Annotated in this window: 16 protein-coding genes and 1 tRNA gene; 9 read left to right on the top strand and 8 right to left on the bottom strand. The window is 40.3% G+C overall.

Annotated elements, in window-relative coordinates:
* Positions 1-239: 239 nt before the first annotated feature.
* The 3 genes from V7K45_RS25730 to V7K45_RS25720 form a co-directional block, all read right to left on the bottom strand.
* Complete coding sequence (locus V7K45_RS25730) at positions 240-653, bottom strand: secondary thiamine-phosphate synthase enzyme YjbQ (RefSeq protein ID WP_335007768.1); 414 nt, start codon at positions 651-653, stop codon at positions 240-242.
* A 220-nt stretch (positions 654-873) separates the two neighbouring features.
* Positions 874-1,956 carry a glycosyl transferase gene (locus tag V7K45_RS25725; protein WP_335007767.1) on the bottom strand — a complete coding sequence of 361 codons (1,083 nt, stop codon included), beginning with the start codon at positions 1,954-1,956 and terminating at the stop codon, positions 874-876.
* Positions 1,957-2,078: 122 nt separating this feature from the next.
* Entirely contained in the window at positions 2,079-3,266 is a 1,188-nt protein-coding gene (locus V7K45_RS25720) for an aminotransferase class V-fold PLP-dependent enzyme (protein WP_335007766.1), read from the bottom strand.
* Between the two features lie 413 nt (positions 3,267-3,679).
* On the opposite strand from V7K45_RS25720, the gene V7K45_RS25715 reads away from it, so the two are divergent.
* From V7K45_RS25715 to ftsH2, 8 genes are all read left to right on the top strand, one after another.
* Positions 3,680-5,140 (top strand): TM0106 family RecB-like putative nuclease, encoded by a 1,461-nt coding sequence (locus V7K45_RS25715; RefSeq protein ID WP_335007765.1) that lies wholly within the window; start codon positions 3,680-3,682, stop codon positions 5,138-5,140.
* Positions 5,141-5,350: 210 nt separating this feature from the next.
* A complete protein-coding gene (locus tag V7K45_RS25710) occupies positions 5,351-6,535 on the top strand; it encodes an esterase-like activity of phytase family protein (RefSeq protein WP_335007764.1) in 1,185 nt (394 codons plus the stop codon).
* 325 nt (positions 6,536-6,860) lie between these two features.
* Complete coding sequence (locus V7K45_RS25705; protein ID WP_335007763.1) at positions 6,861-8,483, top strand: serine/threonine protein kinase; 1,623 nt, start codon at positions 6,861-6,863, stop codon at positions 8,481-8,483.
* Positions 8,484-8,584: 101 nt separating this feature from the next.
* Complete coding sequence (locus V7K45_RS25700; protein ID WP_335007762.1) at positions 8,585-10,111, top strand: serine/threonine protein kinase; 1,527 nt, start codon at positions 8,585-8,587, stop codon at positions 10,109-10,111.
* Positions 10,112-10,221: 110 nt separating this feature from the next.
* Positions 10,222-10,295 (top strand) — tRNA-Asp (locus V7K45_RS25695).
* Positions 10,296-10,428: 133 nt separating this feature from the next.
* Positions 10,429-11,874: a glutamate--tRNA ligase gene (gltX, locus tag V7K45_RS25690; RefSeq protein WP_335007761.1), complete on the top strand. Its 1,446-nt coding sequence runs from the start codon at positions 10,429-10,431 to the stop codon at positions 11,872-11,874.
* Between the two features lie 222 nt (positions 11,875-12,096).
* Positions 12,097-12,591 (top strand): hypothetical protein, encoded by a 495-nt coding sequence (locus V7K45_RS25685; protein ID WP_335007760.1) that lies wholly within the window; start codon positions 12,097-12,099, stop codon positions 12,589-12,591.
* Positions 12,592-12,984: 393 nt separating this feature from the next.
* Entirely contained in the window at positions 12,985-14,871 is a 1,887-nt protein-coding gene (gene ftsH2 / locus V7K45_RS25680; RefSeq protein WP_335007759.1) for an ATP-dependent zinc metalloprotease FtsH2, read from the top strand.
* A 149-nt stretch (positions 14,872-15,020) separates the two neighbouring features.
* Here ftsH2 and rnc read toward each other — a convergent pair whose 3' ends face one another.
* From rnc to V7K45_RS25660, 4 genes are all read right to left on the bottom strand, one after another.
* A complete protein-coding gene (rnc, locus tag V7K45_RS25675; protein ID WP_335007758.1) occupies positions 15,021-15,707 on the bottom strand; it encodes a ribonuclease III in 687 nt (228 codons plus the stop codon).
* Positions 15,708-15,923: 216 nt separating this feature from the next.
* A complete protein-coding gene (locus V7K45_RS33090) occupies positions 15,924-16,289 on the bottom strand; it encodes a phosphopantetheine-binding protein (protein ID WP_442942051.1) in 366 nt (121 codons plus the stop codon).
* 138 nt (positions 16,290-16,427) lie between these two features.
* A complete protein-coding gene (locus tag V7K45_RS25665; protein WP_335007757.1) occupies positions 16,428-17,036 on the bottom strand; it encodes a hypothetical protein in 609 nt (202 codons plus the stop codon).
* Positions 17,037-17,078: 42 nt separating this feature from the next.
* Positions 17,079-17,678 carry a Uma2 family endonuclease gene (locus V7K45_RS25660; RefSeq protein WP_335007798.1) on the bottom strand — a complete coding sequence of 200 codons (600 nt, stop codon included), beginning with the start codon at positions 17,676-17,678 and terminating at the stop codon, positions 17,079-17,081.
* Between the two features lie 121 nt (positions 17,679-17,799).
* Between V7K45_RS25660 and bchD the strand changes: the two genes are divergently transcribed.
* Complete coding sequence (gene bchD, locus V7K45_RS25655; RefSeq protein ID WP_335007756.1) at positions 17,800-19,833, top strand: magnesium chelatase ATPase subunit D; 2,034 nt, start codon at positions 17,800-17,802, stop codon at positions 19,831-19,833.
* A 58-nt stretch (positions 19,834-19,891) separates the two neighbouring features.
* Here bchD and V7K45_RS25650 read toward each other — a convergent pair whose 3' ends face one another.
* Positions 19,892-20,677, bottom strand: coding sequence for an RNA polymerase sigma factor SigF (locus V7K45_RS25650; RefSeq protein ID WP_229498888.1), 786 nt, complete (start codon positions 20,675-20,677; stop codon positions 19,892-19,894).
* Positions 20,678-21,632: the final 955 nt, after the last annotated feature.

Here is a 21,632-nt window from a genome sequence, read left to right as displayed (position 1 = left end):
TAAGTAAATTATTTAATATTTACAAATAAACTTAACTTTTTAATTTACAAATATATACGAATTATTGAGTGCATATCTGGTTAGTTTTCTATCAATAATTGTGATGATAAAGTTATCAAGGCGATATTTATTTAATGCATATCACCGTGACTTTAGGAGATTATATCCAAAAGGTAGACAGTATAACCAGAGTATTTAAACTCTACAAAACCACACCTTCGAGCAAACTTGAGAATCGGCTATGCAGAAATGTGAACGACCAATTCTCTGGAATGACTGCGCTGGCGGTGTTCCCAAATATAAATTCCCTGCCAAGTTCCCAGTACTAAGTGACCGCGATTAATTGGGATATGTTCAGAAGTGTGGGTGAGTGCAGTACGGATATGTGCTGGCATATCATCGGGGCCTTCTGCATCGTGGATGTATTTGCCTGATTCTGGGACGAGTTTTGCCATAAAATTAGCTAGATCCACAAGAACATCAGGATCGGCATTTTCTTGGATCACTAAACTGGCTGAAGTATGGCGCAAAAATAAAGTACAAAGACCAGTTTCAACCCCCGATTCTGCAACTGCGGCTGCAACTTTTGCGGTGATGTTGTAAAAAGATTTGCCAGTGGTGGAAATTTTTAGTAACTTTTGGTAGTGAGTCATTTAAAACACTAATTATTGATGACAGTAAAAGCTAGTTAGTAGTTCAGTCTGCTTAATTTAGTTGTTGTTTTGTCGGTGTTGATCGCTAGATTGGGTATAGTTATTATAAATCAAATCTTTCTGAAGTCAGGTAACATCTGTAAATTGTATTCTTGAGAGGTAGATTTATTTATCTATGGTAGGAGAGCGCATGATTACATTAATGTTGTTTTGAATAATTTTATTTTGTCTGTAAATAATTGAGCACAGCTTGAGCGATCGCTTCATTACCATCTTTAGAAATTGGTTGGGATTGCCTTGGAGGTTGAGGTAACTCATGGAGAAAATTCCAAGTCCCTTGAAAAAACTCAGATGGGGTGATGATTTGATGCTGATTATAATTAGTTATGCCTTCTACTATAAAAGTTGCTTCGGCAAAGTCTTCACGCGGTATGGTGACAATTGGTACTCCTAGTATTGTAGCTTCCGAAAAAGTACTGTAACCAGGTTTAGAGACGACTCGCCCACAAATAGGCATAAAATCTACAGGGCGGTATTTGTGGTCATTTATTTTCACTAAATTAGGTAAATCAGGGGCAGATCGATCGAATACGATAAATTGCCAATCTGGAAATCGCTGTAGGTTATCATAAGGAATTTGCTGTAAACCCAACCCGCCAAAGGTCAACAAAATAGTTTTTTCAACTGGTGCAGTTATTCCCCAAAGAGAACGTAAATCATCAGCAGAGTAACGGGGGGAACCGCCTGTTAAGCCGACATCAGTGATATTATTAAAAGCTGGCATTGGTTCGTGGAAAGGGAGACGAAACAGGCGATCGCACTTTGAATACCAATCACTAATCCAATCTGCAACTGCGGTAAACTCGCCTCCCCAATCCCGGTAGATAAAGTCCCAGCCAAAGTTACTCATCATCCAGCAGGGAATATTTGCAGCTTTGGCAAACCCAGGAGCCAGGAAGGGAATATCTGCCAAAATAAGATTAACGCGATTTTGGCGGATAAAATTCACTTCTGAGGCAATCAGCGAATTTTGATGCTTCTTAATATCGAGCAACTTTTTTAAAGTCGCTACTTTATCCATTGTCAAACTATCTGTTTGCACCACACCCAAATCAAATGCACGAGGACGATAGATAAAATCGCCTTCTATATAGCACTCTAGCAACCAGCGTGGGGCAGTACTCACCACAATTAGCAGAACTTCTGGACATAACTTTTGAATTGTTGCAGCTACAGAAGCCGTGCGGGTAGCATGACCAAAGCCGTGGTTAGTTATCGCTAAATATAAAATTGGGCGTTCCATTTTTAAGTTAGGAGTTATTCAATTTTGGATTTTAGATTTTAGATTGGCGGAAAAATCTAAAATCTGCATAGTTAGGAGTGAAAATTATAATTTTCACATTTATAACTTACAACTCCTAAGTTTTAATTAATTTTGCAAAAACTTTGAATCGCCTCAATCAATAAGTCGATTTCCGATTCTAAAGTAAAGTAATGAACGGTAACACGTATACAGCTAGGATCGGCAATTGTCCGAGTTAATATCCTTTGTGAGTCCAAAAATTTTACCAACTTCAAATTAGCTTGAGGTTGATTATTTTCAAGTTGAAAGGAGACTATACCGCTTTCGGGTGGGGAAGTTCGCAAACATTTAATGTTGGGTAACGCTGTCAATTGTCGCCAGAGGTACTCGCTGTTATGGCAAATTTGCTCATAACGTTCCTGTGACGTTCCCCATTGCTGATGAATTGCGATCGCTTCCTTTAACCCAAGATACAACGGATAAGCTAATGTAGACACTTCGTATCGCCGCCCATCTGGAAGCCAATCCACAGGCTGAGATTGACTATCTACAACAATGCCATTCAAGCCAATAAATGTAGGTTTTAGGCTTTCTCGTGCTTCTGGGCGGACATACAAGCCACCAGCACCCGCAGGGCCACATAACCATTTATGACCAGTGAAAGCATAAAAATCTGCTCCCAATTCAGTCAAGTTTAAAGGCAATAAACCAGCAGATTGAGCAGCATCTATCAGTAAAAAAGAATGATTATTCCTGCATACTTCGGCAATTTTATCAAGAGGTAAAACTTGACCAGTATTCCAGAAAACATGACTCAAGATCGCAAGACGGGTATTGGGGCGCAAATGCTGGACAATAACTTCTACCGGATCGCCCTCATTTAAAGTTGCTTTTAGAGGACAGGTAGTAACTTCCACAGCGAATCTCCGCGAGATTTCCTGGGCTGTGGCAATTACGCCTGGATGTTCGCAGTCTGAGAGTAGCAGATGGTCGCCAGCACGCCATTCAATGCCCCACATGGCGATATTACAGCCAATTGTGACATTTTGGGTGAGAGTAATTGTTTCAGATGGTGCATTTAACTCCGAAGCGATCGCAACTCTAGCAGCTTGAGTCCGAGGCGCTATCCAGCTATACGCTTCATTACCAAAGGGCCCTATTTCTTGAACATAAGCTTGAATTTGGGCGATCGCATCCATTGCCTTTTGGGGCATGGGCCCTTGTCCCCCATAGTTAAAATAAGTCTTATTCCCTAAAGCCGGAAATTGCTCTCGATGCAGCTTGATTGATGATGCAGAAATACTAGTCATAATTCACAAGGGATATCTGCTATTTGCAGGCTATTGAGATTCAAAAGTGATTTTGTTATTCTCTCTCAGCTGTAATTTGAGAGAAAAACAAATGCTTGTGCTGTTTAGGGACTTCCAGTGAAAAAACATCCTCGCTCCGCGAACGTAAGGGCGCACAGATGTGCGTCCTTATAAATGTACAAATAATTTGGGATAATTTATTTTTTGGAATAGCTAGCTGTTGACAGTATAAAATAAACGGCAAATTAAGCGTGGATGCGTTGGTGTAGCCCACCGTAACCCTACGGGGAAGCAAGCTACGCGTAGCATCTGTCTACAACACGCTGCGCGAACGCAGAAAAGGTATCGCCACTTTCAGATTTTAATTGCCAGAGTTACTGCCAGATTGTGCTAATTCTTGTTAACTTAAAAGGATGCTAATTAATGCTGAACTCTTACTGCAATACCAACGCTGTAAACGCCGACCTTTTCTAGATATCCACGGTGACAAAAGTCAGCGCGATGCTCCCAATGAGTTGCTACGGAAACTGCAACAGGATAAAATCGCTCATCAGTTGAGTGCTTTAGCAAACGTGACTTATCACCAACCAGATTATTCTTATGGAAACTGGGAAAAGGCAGAGAAGGCAACTTTAGAATTGATGCAGCGTGGGGTTGAGTACATCTATAAAGGAGTATTGTTAGCAAATTATTCTGAAGCAGACACCCTCCTAAGTCGTCCAGATTTACTCGTGAAACAACCGGGACAATCTGATTTTGGAGATTGGATCTACGTCCCCGCTAGTATTGAACTGGGTAAGCGCCCTAAGCAAGAATATCAGGTTGTCGCTGCATTTCATGCCCAAGTGTTGGCAACAGTGCAGGGAGTTGCACCTGAAACAGCTTCGCTGATATTGCGAACCAAAAATACAAGTTATGCAGTGGATCTGGGCAAATGGACACCGAGGATGCAGCAGATTCTGGAGGAGTTTATTCAAGTTTTAGAGTCACCGAATCCGCCAGAGGTATTTATTTCTCGACAGAAGTGCAATTTTTGCCATTGGTATAGTGAATGTTATGCGATCGCTCAATCTGAAAAACATCTCTCACTGCTACCAGGTGTAACACCACTGCGCTACACTCAACTCCAAGCCTTAGACATTACCACACTGGAATCTCTTGCTAATACCAGTCCCAGCAGCCTAGAAAAGCTACTTGGTTTTGACACCGAAGTAGCGCCCAAATTGGTAGTACAAGCTCAATCTGCACTAGAAAAACGACCGTTGGTTTTACCATATCCGTTACCAACAGAAGATATTACATTTACAGCGCCCATAGAGCTTTATTTTGATATTGAAGCCCAACCAGACTTAGATTTAGATTATCTTTTAGGGGTTTTGGTTGTTAATAGACAAGCTAATACAGAACAATTTTATTCCTTTTTAGCAGATAAACCAGAAGACGAAGAATTAGTTTGGCAGCAATTTTTGGATTTGGTTTGGCAATATCCCGAAGCGCCTATTTATCATTTTTGTGTCTACGAGTTTGATACAGTCAAACGGTTGGCAAAACTTTACGGTACTCCACACTCCTTAGTGCGTCCTGTACTGAATCGATTTGTGGATGTGTATGAACAATTAACCCAAAGTGTAGCATTGCCCGTAGAAAGCTATGCCTTGAAAGCGATCGCTCGTTGGATAGGATTCGAGTGGCGCGATAAAGAAGCCAGTGGTGCTAAGTGTATTTACTGGTACGATCAATGGTTAGAAACAGGCGATCGCACCTTACTAGAAATTATCCAACGCTACAACGAAGATGACTGCCGCGCCACCCACAAAGTGAAAGATTGGCTTGTCAACTTTTTCCAAGATGAATATGATTTACGATTAGCTTAAGTAATTTATTATGTTTTAAAGGTTTTCAAATTAAAAATACGTTTTTAAAAGTCTAAGTAAAGGATACAGCTGCTCAAACTTGTCACAAAGTTAAAAACATGATTTGTCGGGATTTTCCGGTTTGTATCTGTTAAATTATTGATTTAATTGATATTATTTGTAGGGATGTATAAGTGTCCATTCCTAAAAATATTGATTTAAGAAAAAATTATGCAGGTAATTAACAAAATTTTCGTATTTCCACGAATTATTTACTTGTTGATTCCAATTATAATTATTAGCCTTGTATTCGCAAACTTTCTTTCAAATAGTGTTGAAATTAGTAGTATAGATTTTATTGGAGAAGCAACCATACAAAAAGGTTTAATATTTAAAGAAACTGAAGTAGGAGGTTTATCTGGAATTACATATAATGCCAAAAACAACCTTTATTACGCTATTTCCGACGATCGGGGACAAAAAGCTGCCGCCCGTTTCTACACATTAAAAATCGATTTGAGCAAAGGTTTACTACAAAAAGATGAAATTATTCCAGTCAACGTTATTACATTATTAAATGAAAATGGTCAAATATTTCGCCCTGGTGAAACTGATATAGAAGGTATTGCCTTAACTAATAAAGAAACTGTGTTTATTTCTTCTGAAGGCGATGCTGCAAAATTAATTAATCCTTTTATTAAAGAGTTTTCCCTATCTTCTGGCAGAGAAATCGTCACACTGCCTATACCAAACAAATTTTTGCCAGATAAAACTAGTCAACAAGGAATTCGCAACAATTTGGCTTTTGAAAGCCTTACCATCACACCCGATAATAAGCATCTATTCACAGCCACCGAAAACGCTCTAATTCAAGATGGTGTCGCAGCTAAACCTAACATCGGTAGTCCTTGCCGCATTTTACAATACAACTTGCTTAACAAGCAACCCGAAAAGGAATTTCTTTACCAAACTGAACCAGTTGCACCATTTTTGAATCTAATTGGCAAATTCGCTAGTGGATTACCCGATTTAATTGCTCTCGATAATCAAGGACACTTTCTAAGTTTAGAAAGGTCTTTTACTGGTTTAGGATTTGCTATTTCTCTGTTTCAGGTTTCTTTAGAAGAAGCCGATGATATTCATAATATTCATAGCCTTTTAGCAGTTGACTCCAAAAATATTAAACCAGTTAAGAAAAAACTGTTGTTAGATTTGAGAAAACTAGATGTACTACTAGACAACATCGAAGGCTTAACTCTTGGTCCAAAACTACCGGATGGTCAACAATCATTAATTCTTATCAGCGATAATAATTTTAACTCACTACAACGCACTCAGATACTAGCTTTTAAACTTAAAGTTGAAAATCCGCTAATTAGATTATTACACCGGGTACTCCCAAATTTTCAGCTTTAATTGCACAGAGATAAAGATGCTTAGGCGTAACCCGTCATAAACATCGCAACTTGACTTTTATTTAATTATTTCTGATTAATCCTGTGTATTCACTGAATATACTAGGTAAGTTTATCTAGCTTATTTATAGTTTACGTGTAATTTCTCAACCGTACTCCTTAATAAATATGTTACACAATGTTTAGTAGCTTTTGCAGAGGGCTTAAGCATATTTAAAGCATATAATTAATTTTCTCAAAATTTGGATATTTCTTAGATTTAAACTTAATAGTTAGCTAGACTTATTAAAGTATTTTGCCAATAACATTTTTTATAAATGATTTTTATGCCAGAAAATAAAATTGAGAGTATGGTAGGGCAAAAGGCAGAATTAGACGATTACATCGGGCATTTTTTAAACAATCGCTATTTAATCAGAGATTTGATTGGCAAAGGGGGGATGGGTAGAGTTTATTTAGCAGAAGATACTGCTAAAGGCGGTATGCCGATCGCAATCAAAATCTTATCACTTAGTTTGTCAAACCAACAAATGTCCCAACGTTTTGCCAGAGAGATTTTTATTGGCGCTCAATTGGGTCGTAAAAGTAAACATATTGTTCGCATTTTAAGTTATGGAGTTACTGAAGATAAAACTCCATTTTATGTAATGGAATACCTCCAAGGAAAAAATCTCAAACAAATTTTGAAAATTCAGCCTTTAACAATATCGAAGTTTTTAGAAATTTGTAATCAAATTTGTTTAGGCTTACAATGCGCTCACCAAGGTATCAGCCTTAAAGGAGAGATTTATCCTATTGTTCACAGAGATATTAAACCAGAAAATATATTTATTGCTGAAGATAGTAAAAAAGGTGAAATTGTTAAAATACTAGATTTTGGTATTGCCAAGTTTTTAACAGAGCGAAGTGGGATGACCCTAACAGATTCTTTTATTGGCAGTTTGCCTTACTGTTCTCCAGAACACATGGAAGGGCGTAAACTGCTAGATGTCCGCTCTGATATTTATAGTCTGGGAGTATTAATGTTTGAGATGCTGACAGGGAAACACCCATTTCAAACAAAAAGTAACTCTTTTGGTACTTGGTATCAAGCCCATCGCTTTCAAATGCCACCTACAGTTGAAGAAGTAAATCCGCAAGTTAAAATACCAGAAATATTAGAAAAAATATTGATGAGTTGTTTAGCTAAAGAAGTAAGCGATCGCCCTCAAAATATCAACCAAATATTAGAAGATTTAGAACAAGTTAGCGTTCAAGTTAATAATGTTATTTCTAGCAATAGCACTGACATTATTAAAGTTTCGCTTCCAGTTCAATTAGTACCCGCAACTTTACTATCAGAAAAAGAGTGCTTGCAGAAAAATTGGCCAAAAAATAAACCAATTGCACCAATTGGTTTTCCCCATTTAGTACAGACTTCTCAAAGACCTATCCCAACTTTTTGGGCAATGTTGCCCAAACAAGAGATTGCAAAATTTTTGGATAAAATACATAGTACTGAATTTATTAGTAAAATGAATGTATACCCGATGCTAATGTGGGTAACAGTACTATATGACGCCCAAGCTTCTACGACTAAGTGGCTACCTTATTTTCTGGATCTAAAAGATAACAAGAGTCAAAATATAGCACGTAGTTTAGCAGAAGTAGGCTACTATCATTTACTATTTTTCCCCTTAGAAGAGCCAACTCATTGCTCTCATGTAACGACTTTAAATCTCACGGCTAAACAGCGTCAGCAAGTTTTAGATTGGTTAGATATGAGTCAACAGTCAAATGAATTGATTTTGCCTAGTCAAGCCAAAAATATTCTAAAAACAGAATACGAAAAGCTGAAATTAGATATATTACGAAACTTAGCCACACATCAAAAATCTGAGACAGAAGTTTTAAAAACTTGGATGAATAAATTTTTGGAAATATTTTTTAAAATGCTATTACCTCGTTGAAATTCTGCTAGCAAAATCCAAATACTTGCCACCATTAACTAACAATATTTTTATGTGTTTATTGCCAACTTTCAATGGACTCAGCATCAGAGGTGAACAAAGTGAATCAAAGCCCATTTACATCTCCCAGTAGTACGGGCTTGCTTGCCAATCGTTATCAACTCAAGCAATTAATTGGCAGCGGTGGCATGGGTGAAGTTTTTTTAGCAAATGATGTTTTGTTAGGAGGTATACCAGTTGCTATCAAGTTTTTGACTCAAACTGTTGTTAATACCAAGATGCAACAAGACTTTGCTCGTGAAGCTTTAATGAGTGCAGCCTTGAGTCAAAAGAGCGTACATATAGTGCGAGCGTATGATTATGGTGTGAATGAGAAAGGAAAACCATACTACGTTATGGAATATCTATGTGGTAAGAGTTTAAAAGATTTAATTCCGCTACCTCTGCCCATGTTTTTGACTCTCGCTCGCCAAATTTGTTTGGGCTTACAGTGTGCTCATCAAGGGATTAATATTGATGGCAAAATTTGTCCATTGGTTCATCGAGATATCAAGCCTGCCAATATATTAGTTATTCCCGATCCGATATTGGGCCAGTTAGTTAAAATTCTCGATTTTGGTATTGCTAGATTTTTGAATTATGCATCAACAGCTAGTACAAGTAGCGGATTTAATGGTACTTTACCCTACTGTTCTCCAGAACAGCTAGATGGGGAAAAATTAGATAGTCGCTCTGATATTTATAGTCTGGGTGTGATGATGTTTGAAATGCTTACAGGCAAAAAACCTTGGCAAACAGAAACTGATTATTTTGGTGCTTGGTATAAAGCACATCATTTTGAAGCACCAAAAACGATCGCAGATGTTAAACCTACTCTTAAAATACCTCAGAAGTTAAATAATTTAATTATGGCTTGTCTGGCTAAAAAAGCAAGCGATCGCCCTCAAAATATCGCTGAAATTTTACAAGTTTTAAACAGTATAGAACAGTCTAATAGTCCTACTTCGCCTACAAATTTTCCCTCTAACTCCATCCTCACTAGTCCTTTAAATTCTACATTACCAATCACTGTAGAACAAAGCTATCGGCAACTTTTGTGGCCTCAAAATAAACCAATTCAAGAGATTGTTTTTCCCCAGCTTCTAGACACTCCACAAGGATCTATAACAGCACTATGGTTGATGTTGTCTAAACAAGAAATCAAAAACTATGCGGTTTGTACCCGTTATAACCAGTTTGTCTTTGTGACATCCCCTCACCCAATGTTGCTGTGGGTAACTGTACTCTATAATCGGCAATTCGCTCCTAAGTGGCTACCGTGCTACTTAGATATGCAAAATCCCCAAAATTTGAGGATGGTAAGTTTCCTGGCTGAAAATGAACAACATCCTTTGATTTTCTTTACTCTGGAAGCACCACATTCCTGCATCAAGGTTCTCAGCAGTCGCATTGAGTCAACTCAGCGGCAAATGTTAAAAACTTGGGTGCAACAAAGCCATAGGCTACCACCCACTTCTCAACCCCAATTGAGCAAACAGCTATTGAAACAGCAGTATAAACAAATGCAATCCCGAATATTGCAGCATTTGGAATCAGAGCCACAGGTTGTGTTATCACGGTCTTTCTAATGTATAATTCGCACCTTAGACATACGCAACAAAAATCATTCCTAATTCCTGACTCCGAAACACTTGACAAGTAGAGAAAAAATAGTGATAATAGCAAAGTTGCCAAACAAGGGACTGTAGTTCAATTGGTTAGAGCACCGCCCTGTCACGGCGGAAGTTGCGGGTTCGAGCCCCGTCAGTCCCGTTCTAAATTTATCAGTAGCAAATCACTTAACTTAGGTGATATTAGATTTTGAATTACCCACAGAGGTTGACTCAGGATTCAAGATTTAAATATAAGCTACATTTATCATGCTTTGCGAAAGAGAGAATTAACTGTGACTGTTAGAGTCCGTATTGCGCCGAGTCCAACCGGAAATTTACATATTGGTACAGCTAGAACGGCTGTATTTAACTGGCTATTTGCCCGTCACCACGGCGGGAAATTTATCCTGCGAATAGAAGATACAGATTTAGAGCGATCGCGTCCCGAATACACCGACAATATTCTTGAAGGACTGCGCTGGCTAGGACTGAACTGGGATGAAGGGCCATTTTTCCAATCCCAACGCCTGGATCTTTATAAAGAAGCAGTAGAAAAACTGCTAGCTCAAGGATTAGCCTATCGCTGCTACACTACTTCCGAAGAACTAGAGGCGCTCCGAGAAGCTCAAAAAGCTAGAGGCGAAGCACCTCGCTATGACAACCGTCACCGCAACCTCACTCCAGAACAACGCGCCGCCTTTGAAGCAGAAGGTCGTTCTTTTGTAATTCGCTTCAAAATCGAAGATGGGCGGGAAATTGTCTGGAATGACCTAGTAAGGGGCAAGATGTCTTGGCGAGGTAGCGATTTAGGTGGTGATATGGTCATCGCCCGCGCTTCAGAAGAGGGTAGCGGTCAACCTTTATACAATTTCGTAGTTGTAGTGGATGACATCGATATGCAAATCACCCACGTCATCCGCGGAGAAGACCACATCGCCAACACTGCCAAACAAATTCTGTTGTATGAAGCGATGGGTGCAAAAATTCCAGAGTTTTCCCATACGCCACTAATTTTGAATATGGAAGGGCGCAAGCTTTCTAAGCGAGATGGTGTCACTTCCATTTCTGACTTCCAGAAAATGGGCTTTACTGCTGAAGGCTTGGTAAATTACATGACATTGCTGGGTTGGTCGCCACCAGACTCGACGCAAGAAATATTTACTTTAGAAACAGCAGCTAAAGAATTTGGCTTTGAGCGCGTCAATAAAGCAGGTGCAAAGTTTGACTGGGATAAGCTGGATTGGTTGAACAGTCAGTATATCCACAACACGCCAGTAGATAAACTCACAGATTTACTCATCCCCTTTTGGGAAGCGGCTGGCTATAAATTTGATGGTGGAAGAGAACGCCCCTGGTTAGAACAGCTAGTAACTTTGATTAGCCAGAGTTTGACTCGCTTGGTAGATGCAGTACCTCAAAGCCAACTGTTTTTTAGCGACACAGTTGAATTTAGTGATGAAGGCAGTACACAACTGAAGCAAGAAGGTTCTACTGCTGTTCTTGAAGCGATTGTCACAGCTTTAGACAATCAGCCGCAACTCTCGGAAGCCGCCGCCCAAGACATTATAAAACAAGTTGTGAAAGAGCAAAAAGTCAAAAAAGGCTTAGTGATGCGATCGCTCCGAGCAGCTTTAACTGGAGATGTTCATGGCCCAGACTTAATCCAATCTTGGTTACTACTAAATCAGATTGGTTTGGATAAACCGCGCTTGAGTCGGGCTATAACGGAAGCTAAGTAGCGATTACTTCCAGATTTTAGAAATATTTCAGATTTTAGGGGCGCACAAATGTGTGCCCCTATCCATAAGGTAGAGCAACTATAGGAACAAGAAATCATTGACTAATTACTAATGAATTATCCCAATTTCACATCTAAAATAATTAGTCAATTATCCTCATGTTGGGAACTTGGTGTGTAAAATTCATGTCTTCAAAAACACTTAGAAGCGAACGTAATTACAATGCCGACAAAAGCGCTCAATAGAGGGATGAGATTATCGTTCATGATAGTTATGCTCTTCATCACATCAACAGTTAATGCTGCGGTTGATGCTCAGGAAGCGCCAACGATATTTGGAGATGTCACCCTTAGCCCTCAGTTTTCACCAGACCCCCTGACAGTTCGCGGGATGAGTGGTGGGTCAATATCTGGGAGTCAAGTAGGTGGGAGAAGCGAAACAGCCACCGGCCCTTGTACCGGATTTGTGGATGAAACACCAGACCACACATTAGCGTTAACAAGTAAATTTGACTACCTGAAGCTGCAAGTGCAAAGTCCTGAAGACACCACCATGATTATTAAAGGGCCTGGTGGTACTTGGTGCAATGACGATTTTGATGGCAAAAATGCTGGCATTGTTGGTGAATGGCTACCTGGAAGTTACCAAATTTGGGTTGGTTCCTACGAAAAAGGCAAGTATCTTCCTTACACTCTAAAAATTACAGAAGTTAAGTAGGGGATTGGGCACGAGAAGCAGAGGTGCGGAGGGGCAGGGGAGAAAAACTTACTGTAACTTCTCCCTTTCTTCCTCATCTCCCTCACTCCCCCAAAATCATTATTGAGAGCGGCTTGGACGATACGAGGAGCATTCTGGAGAAATTCTCTCTATCTTTGCATACCGTTGCGCTCCCTTTTCTCGTGCGATATTGTATTAAAATTAAGTTAACTTTGATTAAGATTCTTGTTGGCATCGCCATAATGCTCTAATCGCCTTATGACAGTGCATGTAAGAGATCAAATTAAACAAAATGGATTTATAAACATCCGTTTAACAGCTTAAAGTGACGGAGTGATGAACATTCGGTTACTAGAGCTAACAAGTTGTATAGGCATCTAGAGGCAAATTAAAATGAAATTCTCTTGGAAAGTCGTAGCACTCTGGACGTTGCCGGCTTTGGTAATTGGCTTTTTCTTCTGGCAAGGGGCGTTTGCAGGCGCTCCTGCTGACATGAGTAAGAATGCAGCCAATACCCGCATGACTTACGGCCGCTTTCTAGAATACTTGGACAGCGATCGCGTCAACAGTGTGGATCTTTACGAAGGCGGTAGGACGGCAATTATAGAAGCCCGCGACCCAGACCTGGAAAATCGTGTCCAAAGATGGCGTGTGGATTTGCCTGTTAATGCTCCTGAGTTAATTAGCAAGCTCAAAGAGAAAGCCATTAGTTTTGATGCTCACCCCATGCGGAATGATGGCGCCATTTGGGGATTGTTGGGCAATCTCATCTTTCCAGTTTTATTGATTACTGGGTTGTTCTTTTTGTTCCGGCGTTCTAGCAACCTCCCCGGCGGCCCAGGTCAAGCAATGAACTTTGGCAAATCTAAAGCGCGTTTCCAAATGGAGGCAAAAACCGGCGTCAAATTTGACGACGTAGCCGGAATCGAAGAAGCTAAAGAAGAACTACAAGAAGTCGTCACCTTCCTGAAGCAGCCAGAAAGATTTACAGCTGTGGGCGCACGGATTCCCAAGGGAGTGCTGTTAGTTGGGCCTCCTGGAACTGGTAAAACTTTATTAGCAAAAGCGATCGCAGGCGAAGCAGGCGTACCTTTCTTCAGTATTTCCGGTTCGGAATTTGTGGAAATGTTCGTTGGTGTAGGTGCATCCCGCGTCCGCGATTTGTTCAAGAAAGCTAAAGATAACGCTCCCTGTATTATCTTCATCGATGAAATCGACGCTGTAGGACGGCAACGGGGCGCTGGTATCGGTGGCGGTAACGATGAGAGAGAGCAAACCCTTAACCAATTGCTCACCGAAATGGACGGGTTTGAAGGTAACACAGGCATCATTATTATTGCTGCCACCAACCGTCCCGATGTATTAGACTCAGCCTTGTTGCGTCCCGGTCGGTTTGACCGCCAAGTAACAGTTGATGCACCCGATATCAAAGGGCGTTTGGAAATCTTGCAAGTCCATGCGCGGAATAAGAAACTAGACCCTAGCGTATCTTTAGATGCGATCGCTCGCCGCACTCCTGGATTCACTGGTGCTGACTTAGCCAACTTGCTCAACGAAGCAGCAATTTTGACTGCGAGAAGACGTAAAGAAGCCATCACCCTCCGCGAAATAGATGATGCGGTGGATCGCGTAGTTGCTGGGATGGAAGGTACTCCTTTGGTAGACAGCAAGAGCAAGCGCTTAATTGCATACCACGAAATTGGACACGCCTTAGTGGGGACTTTGTTAAAAGACCATGACCCAGTACAGAAAGTTACCTTAATCCCACGGGGACAAGCACAAGGTTTAACTTGGTTTACACCCAATGAAGAACAGGGATTAATTTCTCGTTCTCAACTCAAAGCTAGAATTACTGGTGCTTTGGGTGGCCGCGCTGCTGAAGAGGTTATTTTTGGAGCTGCGGAAGTCACAACTGGCGCTGGTGGAGACTTGCAGCAGTTATCGGGAATGGCCCGGCAAATGGTGACTCGTTTCGGGATGTCCGACTTAGGCCCACTGTCGTTAGAAAGCCAGCAGGGAGAAGTATTCTTGGGTCGTGACTGGACAACCCGATCTGAGTATTCTGAATCCATCGCTTCCCGCATTGATGGACAAGTCAGAGAAATTGTTGAGCAGTGCTACGACAATGCTAAGAAGATCATCCGTGACCATCGCACTGTCACCGATCGCTTAGTAGATTTGCTCATTGAAAAAGAAACCATTGATGGCGAAGAATTCCGCCAGATTGTAGCTGAGTACACTGAAGTACCTGAGAAGCAACAGTACGTACCTCAACTATAATAGTTGACTCTTTTCCGGCTACTATCTGGAAACGAGTAAAGTTACAAAAAATAAAATGAGGATGGTATACTCCACCCTCATTTTTTTGCGTTTTTTCAGTGTTAGGAAGCTTCTAATTTTAAAATTATCAAAATTTATGAACTCATAAACTATAACAAACCTTGTTTTTTCAACTTAGCTAGTGCATCTTCAGCAGCAGCTTTTTCTGCATCTTTTTTATTACGTCCCTTACCTTCGCCGTAAATTTTTTCATCTACCAATACTTTTGCAATGAATTCTGGTGCGTGAGAAGGGCCTCCGATTTGTTCTGTGAAATATTTGGGGGGATTTGGAGTAACATTTCGTTGCACCCATTCTTGAAAGCGATTTTTTGAGTCTACATTAGAACGAGATACAATTATATGTTTAGGATCTACAGAATCAAATAGTGGTTCTATAATTGCGCGAACTGTTTCAATATTAGAATCATTATCCAAATAGTAAGCACCAAGAACTGCTTCAAAGGTACTACTGAGCAAATTAGGATTTTGGTAGCCTCCATCTCGAATTGCACCTTTTCCTAACCGCATTCTAAAGTCTAAACCCACCTCTTCAGCGAACTTTGCTAATTGTTTCTCATCTACCAACGCCGAACGCCGCCGTGTTAATTCATCTTCTCCCATTTCTGCATGACGACCATAGAGATATTCGCCACTTAAAAAATTCAGCAAAGCATCACCGAGAAATTCTAGGCGTTCATTGTGTTCACCTTCTCCTGGGTTTTCATGGACGTAAGAACGGTGGGTAAGCGCACGACGCAGAAGTTTTTCATCATGGAATATTAGAAGTTTGTGCATTTTTATATTGTGTCTTGTTATTAAATATACTGTTAGAAAAATTTATAATTGCTATTTTTTTAAGACATGAATAAAACTCAAATAGCGGTGTCTTAGTAGAATCTAGTTGAGTATAAATCTTGCTAGATTTTTCAAAGCTGTTTTAGGCAGCCAACCTATCTAACCCAGTTCAACATATCTTTTTTCGCATTACGAGCAACTGCGAAAGATTTAAGACTACGCATTGCCAAGTTTTAAATCAATAAAGTCAACAAGCTCCTTAATAGTCATAGATGTTTTGCCATCGAATTCTTCATCAGGAATTTCAATGTCAAATTCTTCTTCTAAAGCCATTGATAGTTCCACTCCATCTAGAGGTTTCATTCCAAGCGAATTTTCAGGATAGAAACATTGACTAAAATCTAAAACAGAGCCATAGACTGTACTGACACGATCATATTCTTGCCCTAAAAAAAGAGTATCATCTAAACTTATATCTTTATAGTGTATCGATAAGGTTTCTAAAATGACTTTCTCAACTCTTTTAAAAATCTCTGCATTTGATAATTGAACTTGTTTATCCTGGTTATCTGGAGTTTGCATATAGTCAGGCAAGCTTACTTAATAAATGTCTAGTTTAACCTAAAAGCGCTCGCCTGACATCAATCAAATTTTAGAATTATTTATGGCATTCGCTGAAAGCGAAAATTTATTTAAATAATATTCTAGTTAATAAATAATTTACAGCTTATTTTGCGCGATCGCACCATACAAAATACCTAAAATTTTTTTAATATCCTTAATATAATATTCACTCAAATCAATCGAAACTACATTACCTTCAAGCTTGAGAAATTGCCAGATAGTACCGATAGTAACAGCACCATATATAGCTTTGATTTGATTTCCACCTCTCTCGTTAAATAACTGAGCCGCTACCATTTCGGCAATACATTGGGCTAAACCAGACCTCAAATTCTCATTTTTACTTTCTACTAGGACAATCACCGGACTGCGTACAAGCAACTGCTCCGAAGAAAGACTCAAAATAAAATCACAAAATCCATTTAGTCCTCGCTGGCTATCAACAGTAAAATCAACTCCCGAAAAAAAGCTTATTTCATAATTAAATTTGCGTCTAATTTCTAATAAAATTGGACTTACGATCATTTCGCTTCGAGCTTTTTTCGAACTTATTGCTACTGCTAAATCAACATTTTCCTTAAGAATGGTAGATAACAACTCACTACAGTCTTGCTCCTGTACATTTGCAAATAGTCCAGATAACTCGTGGATAATTAACCCAAAAGAATCAATAACTTCAATAAGTTTAAAATCACTATAAGCCATAAAACTTACTCCTTGGTTTTATGACTGGATCTTATCTCATTGCTATAGCAAAGCTGAAAAATTCAGTTTGGGCGGAAACACCTTCACTAAATCAAGCAATAAATCCGGGAAGCAAGGAAAATTTATTACTTGATTCGATAAAATAATTCGTTTATTTAAATAACCAAATTTACCTTGACTATTCTGATATACTTCACTGTAAGCTTCCAAATAATTATCGAATAAATTGAATATCCAATAATCAGTAATACCTGCTTTAGCATAAAGAGGTATTTTCACAAGTTGGTCATAATCCAGAGAAGAATCTGAAACGTCTATCACCAATAACACATCAGTAGCTTGAGGATGAGCAGAAAGATAATTATCATCTCGATTTTGAAGAATAGCAAAATCCGGTTCAGGTTCGCTATTAGGTGGTAAAGCAATCGGAGCTTGAGATTGCAAAGTTGCCCTATCACCTACAATTTTCGGAAGTTCTCGCAACAAGTTTCGCAAACAAGTTTCATGAGCTGTACCTTTGGATGCCATTTCAATAATTTCTCCATTGATTAATTCAATGTGGTCATCTTCATGGAAAAAGCCCAATTCTCCAAGCCTGTGGTATTGAGTTAGTGTGAAGCGTTTAGCCTGAGCAATACTCATAAATCTTCCTCCCAAAGTAAATGCGATCGCGATCACCGCCCACTTGGGGCGATCGCACTTATATTCTAAATGTGTCAGAAATTGGTATGCTAAAGGCCGAGACTCGCTATGAAAGCAAACAATGCCTGCGCCTACTATCAATCCCACCATCACTGCTTTTCCCTTGACAGCTGTAGTCGGTCAAGAAGCAATTAAATTAGCCTTGCTGTTAGCCGCAGTCGATCCTGGTTTGGGAGGAGTGGCGATCGCAGGTCGTCGCGGTACAGCAAAATCTGTAATGGCTCGTGCTATCCACGCTCTACTACCGCCAATAGAAGTTGTCAAAGGTTCAATCAGTAATTGCGACCCCAACCACCCAGAAGAATGGGACGATCAACTTTTGGCGGAGTACGCAGACAAAGATACTCAAGATGTTCCCGTAGAAATCATCCCCGCACCTTTTTTACAAATTCCTCTAGGTATTACAGAAGACCGACTTCTCGGTTCAGTGGATGTGGAAAAGTCGGTAAAGCAAGGTGATACTATTTTTCAGCCTGGATTACTCGCTACAGCAAACCGGGGTGTACTGTACGTAGACGAAATTAATTTATTAGATGACCAAATATCAAATCAGCTTTTAACAGTATTATCTGAGGGACGCAACCAGATCGAACGGGAAGGGATTAGTTTTCAGCATCCGTGCAAATCCCTATTTATTGCCACCTACAATCCAGAAGAAGGCGGATTACGGGAGCATTTGCTAGATAGAATTGCGATCGCACTCTCTGCTGACGGTGTACTCGGCTTAGATCAAAGAGTAGAAGCAGTTGAAGTTGCGATCGCTTATTCTAAATCTCCCCAAGACTTCCTCCAACAGTACAACGAAGACTTGGACTCACTCAAAACCCAAATTATCTTGGCGCGGGAATGGTTGAAAGAAGTAATCATCACCCACGAACAAATTGCCTACTTAGTAGATGAGGCAATTCGCGGCGGAGTTCAGGGACATCGCGCCGAGTTATTCGCCACGCGAGTTGCCAAGGCCGCCGCAGCTTTAGAAGGACGAACAACAGTTAATGCCGAAGATTTGCGCCGTGCAGTTGAACTGGTAATTGTACCACGCGCTACAGTTGTGCAGACACCGCCACCAGATCAAGCACCACCTCCGCCTCCACCGCCGCCGCAACAAAATCAAGAAGAACCCCAGGACGAATCAGAAGAGGAACAAGAAGAACAGGAAGAACAGGAAGAAAATCAAGAGCAAGAACCGCCCAGCATCCCAGAAGAGTTTATCTTTGATCCAGAAGGGGTAATTCTTGATGACAGCGTGCTTTACTTTACTCAAACAGCGAAGCGGCAAGGTAAATCTGGTAGTCGCAGTGTGATCTTTTCCGATGACAGGGGACGCTACATTAAACCAATGTTGCCCAAAGGAAAAGCGCGACGCATTGCAGTAGATGCCACCTTGAGAGCTGCGGCTCCTTATCAAAAAGTACGAAGAGAAAGACAACCAGATAGAAAAGTTATTGTCGAACAGCCTGATATTCGCTCGAAACGCCTGGTACGCAAAGCCGGGGCGTTAGTAGTATTTGTGGTAGATGCTTCTGGCTCAATGGCCCTGAACCGAATGCAATCGGCTAAAGGTGCGGTAATGCAACTGTTGACTGAAGCTTATCAAAACCGCGACCAAATAGCATTAATTCCCTTCCGAGGAGAACAGGCCGAGGTATTATTGCCTCCAACACGTTCGATTGCTTTGGCGCGTAACCGTTTGGAAAGGTTGCCCTGTGGCGGGGGTTCGCCTTTAGCACATGGTTTAACTCAAGCTGTGCGCGTCGGCTTAAATGCTCAGATGAGTGGAGATATTGGGCAAGTTGTCCTTGTAGCAATCACCGATGGGCGAGGTAATATTCCTTTAGCGCGTTCTTTGGGCGAACAGCTAGAACCAGGAGAAAAGCCAGATATTAAAGGAGAATTATTAGAAATTGCTGCGAGAATCCGGGCTTTAGGAATGCAACTATTAGTAATTGATACAGAAAGTAAATTTGTGTCTACTGGGTTTGCTAAAGAATTATCGCAAACAGCAGGTGGTAAATATTATCATTTGCCGAAAGCGACAGATCAAGCTATTGCTGCTATGACCAAAGGTGCGATCGCTGATTTAAAATCTAGATAATTAGTTATTAGTCATTTGTCATTTGTCAGTTGCTTTTGTACTGACTATTGACTAATGACTACGAGCCAGTAGGCATTACCTGTGGTTGCAAATAACAAATCAAATCTTGGATTCCCTTTTGCAGATAGCGCGTTACTGTCATTGGACTAGTGCCAATATTTTTAGCCGCATCCTTGCGAGAAAGTTCCTTCAAAAATACCATTTCAACTGCCATACGGGGCTTTTCTTCCAACATATTGATTGCGCCTTGGAGTTGTTGGCGTTCTTCTTCTTGTTGCAAAAGCACATGAGAACGAGGACAAGGAAGTGCCTCACCCAAGGTTATTTGACAATCAACATAGTTAACTGCGGTTGCATCTAAACTTAAAGGCATCCGATTTTGAGCGGCTAACTTGGTTTCTTGCCATTCTTGTACAGATACCCGCAGTTGGCTGGCAATTTCAGCATCCTTGGGCGGGCGACCTAAAGAGATTGATAAGTCCTTGCGAATCTTTTGTCCTTCGTTGTACAATTCTTGCCAACGACGAGGAATTTTTAATAGAGTACTGCGATCGCGCAAAAAGTGCAGCATCTCACCGCGAATATATGGCACAGCAAAGGAACTAAAAGCATATCCTTGGCTGGGATCGAAACGCTCAATAGCCCTAATCAAACCAAAATACCCAATTTGTTCTAAATCTTCATAAGGTTCATTACATTGATGGCTGAATTTATGAGCCATCTTCCGTACTAAGCCGGTATGTAACTGTACAAGTTTATTACGAAGTTTAATAGAAGGATTCTGGTGGTACAAGTGTAATAATTCTATACCATCAGTTCGTAGAGAGGACTCACTTGTTGCCATATACATTCCTTTGTTGTAACTCCTATTCCTGAGATAATGGAGTTGCGTATATTTTCTTCTAAGCTGTTATTATTTTGCTTAGTCAGGGAAGAATAAGCCATCGTCGTTTCACTGAACTTATGAGGGATCTAACTCCATAATTCAGTATTTGTACGCATGATTTTGCTAACCTCTCTATTGCAGGTTATTTTTGTTTTTTACATAACTCTTGAATGGCACATAATCTTTAGCTTTTGCAACAAAAACTAGCTATTTTTGCTGAACAATGCATAACTGACCTAATAGCCATCTGTCATACCCAGAGCAACGTGAATAGGTACTGAATTAATCGCAAAAGAGACTGGGCAATTTTATCTTTTAGTACGCACCGTCATTAATAAAGGTCGAAAATCCAAATTGAAAGTTGGGTGGAAGAACAAAACCTAAGCTACAAAAAACAGAATTCCGACTCATCTTTAATGGGGATTTCTACTTAGTTGGGTCTTGAGGTACATTTCTATTCAATATTGGTAAGATGGAAACTTTGGAAACTTAGTGGAAACATAGAAACAGGTGATTGACATGCCAGTTTGGTGGGTGTCACACTTCTGCTAAACAGGAGGGTGAACAATGAAAATCACCAAACACCGACAAAAAATTCTGGATACACTTCAGCAATGGTTCAGCATCCATAAACCAATACGGTTCAGTTAAGCAAATTTATCTGTTAAGGCAGGCAGGGGGAGCAGGGGAGGCAGGGGAGGCAGGGGGAGAGAAAAAAGCTTAACTGAACTGTATTGATCCATAAACAAGGGCCAACTCTAGAAGAGTTGTGTCAAGAACTCGGAATGCAACCACGCCAGAAAGCAACAGTTCAGAAGTCAATACGGTTCAGTTAAGGCTGAAAGACTGATTAGTGATATGAAATTTAGGAGCTTCAACTCGTTGTCCAGTACCTCTATGTTTTGGCTTTTTA

Source organism: Nostoc sp. (assembly GCF_036917375.1).
Lineage (GTDB): Bacteria > Cyanobacteriota > Cyanobacteriia > Cyanobacteriales > Nostocaceae > Nostoc.
This window is presented reverse-complemented; position numbering and strand designations above follow the sequence as displayed.

Coding starts and splice junctions, on each gene's coding strand:
- V7K45_RS25715 (WP_335007765.1), top strand. CDS start 3,680: ATGCTAATTAATGCTGAACTCTTACTGCAATACCAACGCTGTAAACGC.
- V7K45_RS25685 (WP_335007760.1), top strand. CDS start 12,097: ATGCCGACAAAAGCGCTCAATAGAGGGATGAGATTATCGTTCATGATA.
- V7K45_RS25710 (WP_335007764.1), top strand. CDS start 5,351: ATGCAGGTAATTAACAAAATTTTCGTATTTCCACGAATTATTTACTTG.
- V7K45_RS25705 (WP_335007763.1), top strand. CDS start 6,861: ATGCCAGAAAATAAAATTGAGAGTATGGTAGGGCAAAAGGCAGAATTA.
- V7K45_RS25660 (WP_335007798.1), bottom strand. CDS start 17,678: ATGAGTATTGCTCAGGCTAAACGCTTCACACTAACTCAATACCACAGG.
- V7K45_RS33090 (WP_442942051.1), bottom strand. CDS start 16,289: ATGCAAACTCCAGATAACCAGGATAAACAAGTTCAATTATCAAATGCA.
- V7K45_RS25730 (WP_335007768.1), bottom strand. CDS start 653: ATGACTCACTACCAAAAGTTACTAAAAATTTCCACCACTGGCAAATCT.
- V7K45_RS25665 (WP_335007757.1), bottom strand. CDS start 17,036: ATGGCTTATAGTGATTTTAAACTTATTGAAGTTATTGATTCTTTTGGG.
- V7K45_RS25725 (WP_335007767.1), bottom strand. CDS start 1,956: ATGGAACGCCCAATTTTATATTTAGCGATAACTAACCACGGCTTTGGT.
- bchD (WP_335007756.1), top strand. CDS start 17,800: ATGCCTGCGCCTACTATCAATCCCACCATCACTGCTTTTCCCTTGACA.
- rnc (WP_335007758.1), bottom strand. CDS start 15,707: ATGCACAAACTTCTAATATTCCATGATGAAAAACTTCTGCGTCGTGCG.
- V7K45_RS25720 (WP_335007766.1), bottom strand. CDS start 3,266: ATGACTAGTATTTCTGCATCATCAATCAAGCTGCATCGAGAGCAATTT.
- V7K45_RS25650 (WP_229498888.1), bottom strand. CDS start 20,677: ATGGCAACAAGTGAGTCCTCTCTACGAACTGATGGTATAGAATTATTA.
- ftsH2 (WP_335007759.1), top strand. CDS start 12,985: ATGAAATTCTCTTGGAAAGTCGTAGCACTCTGGACGTTGCCGGCTTTG.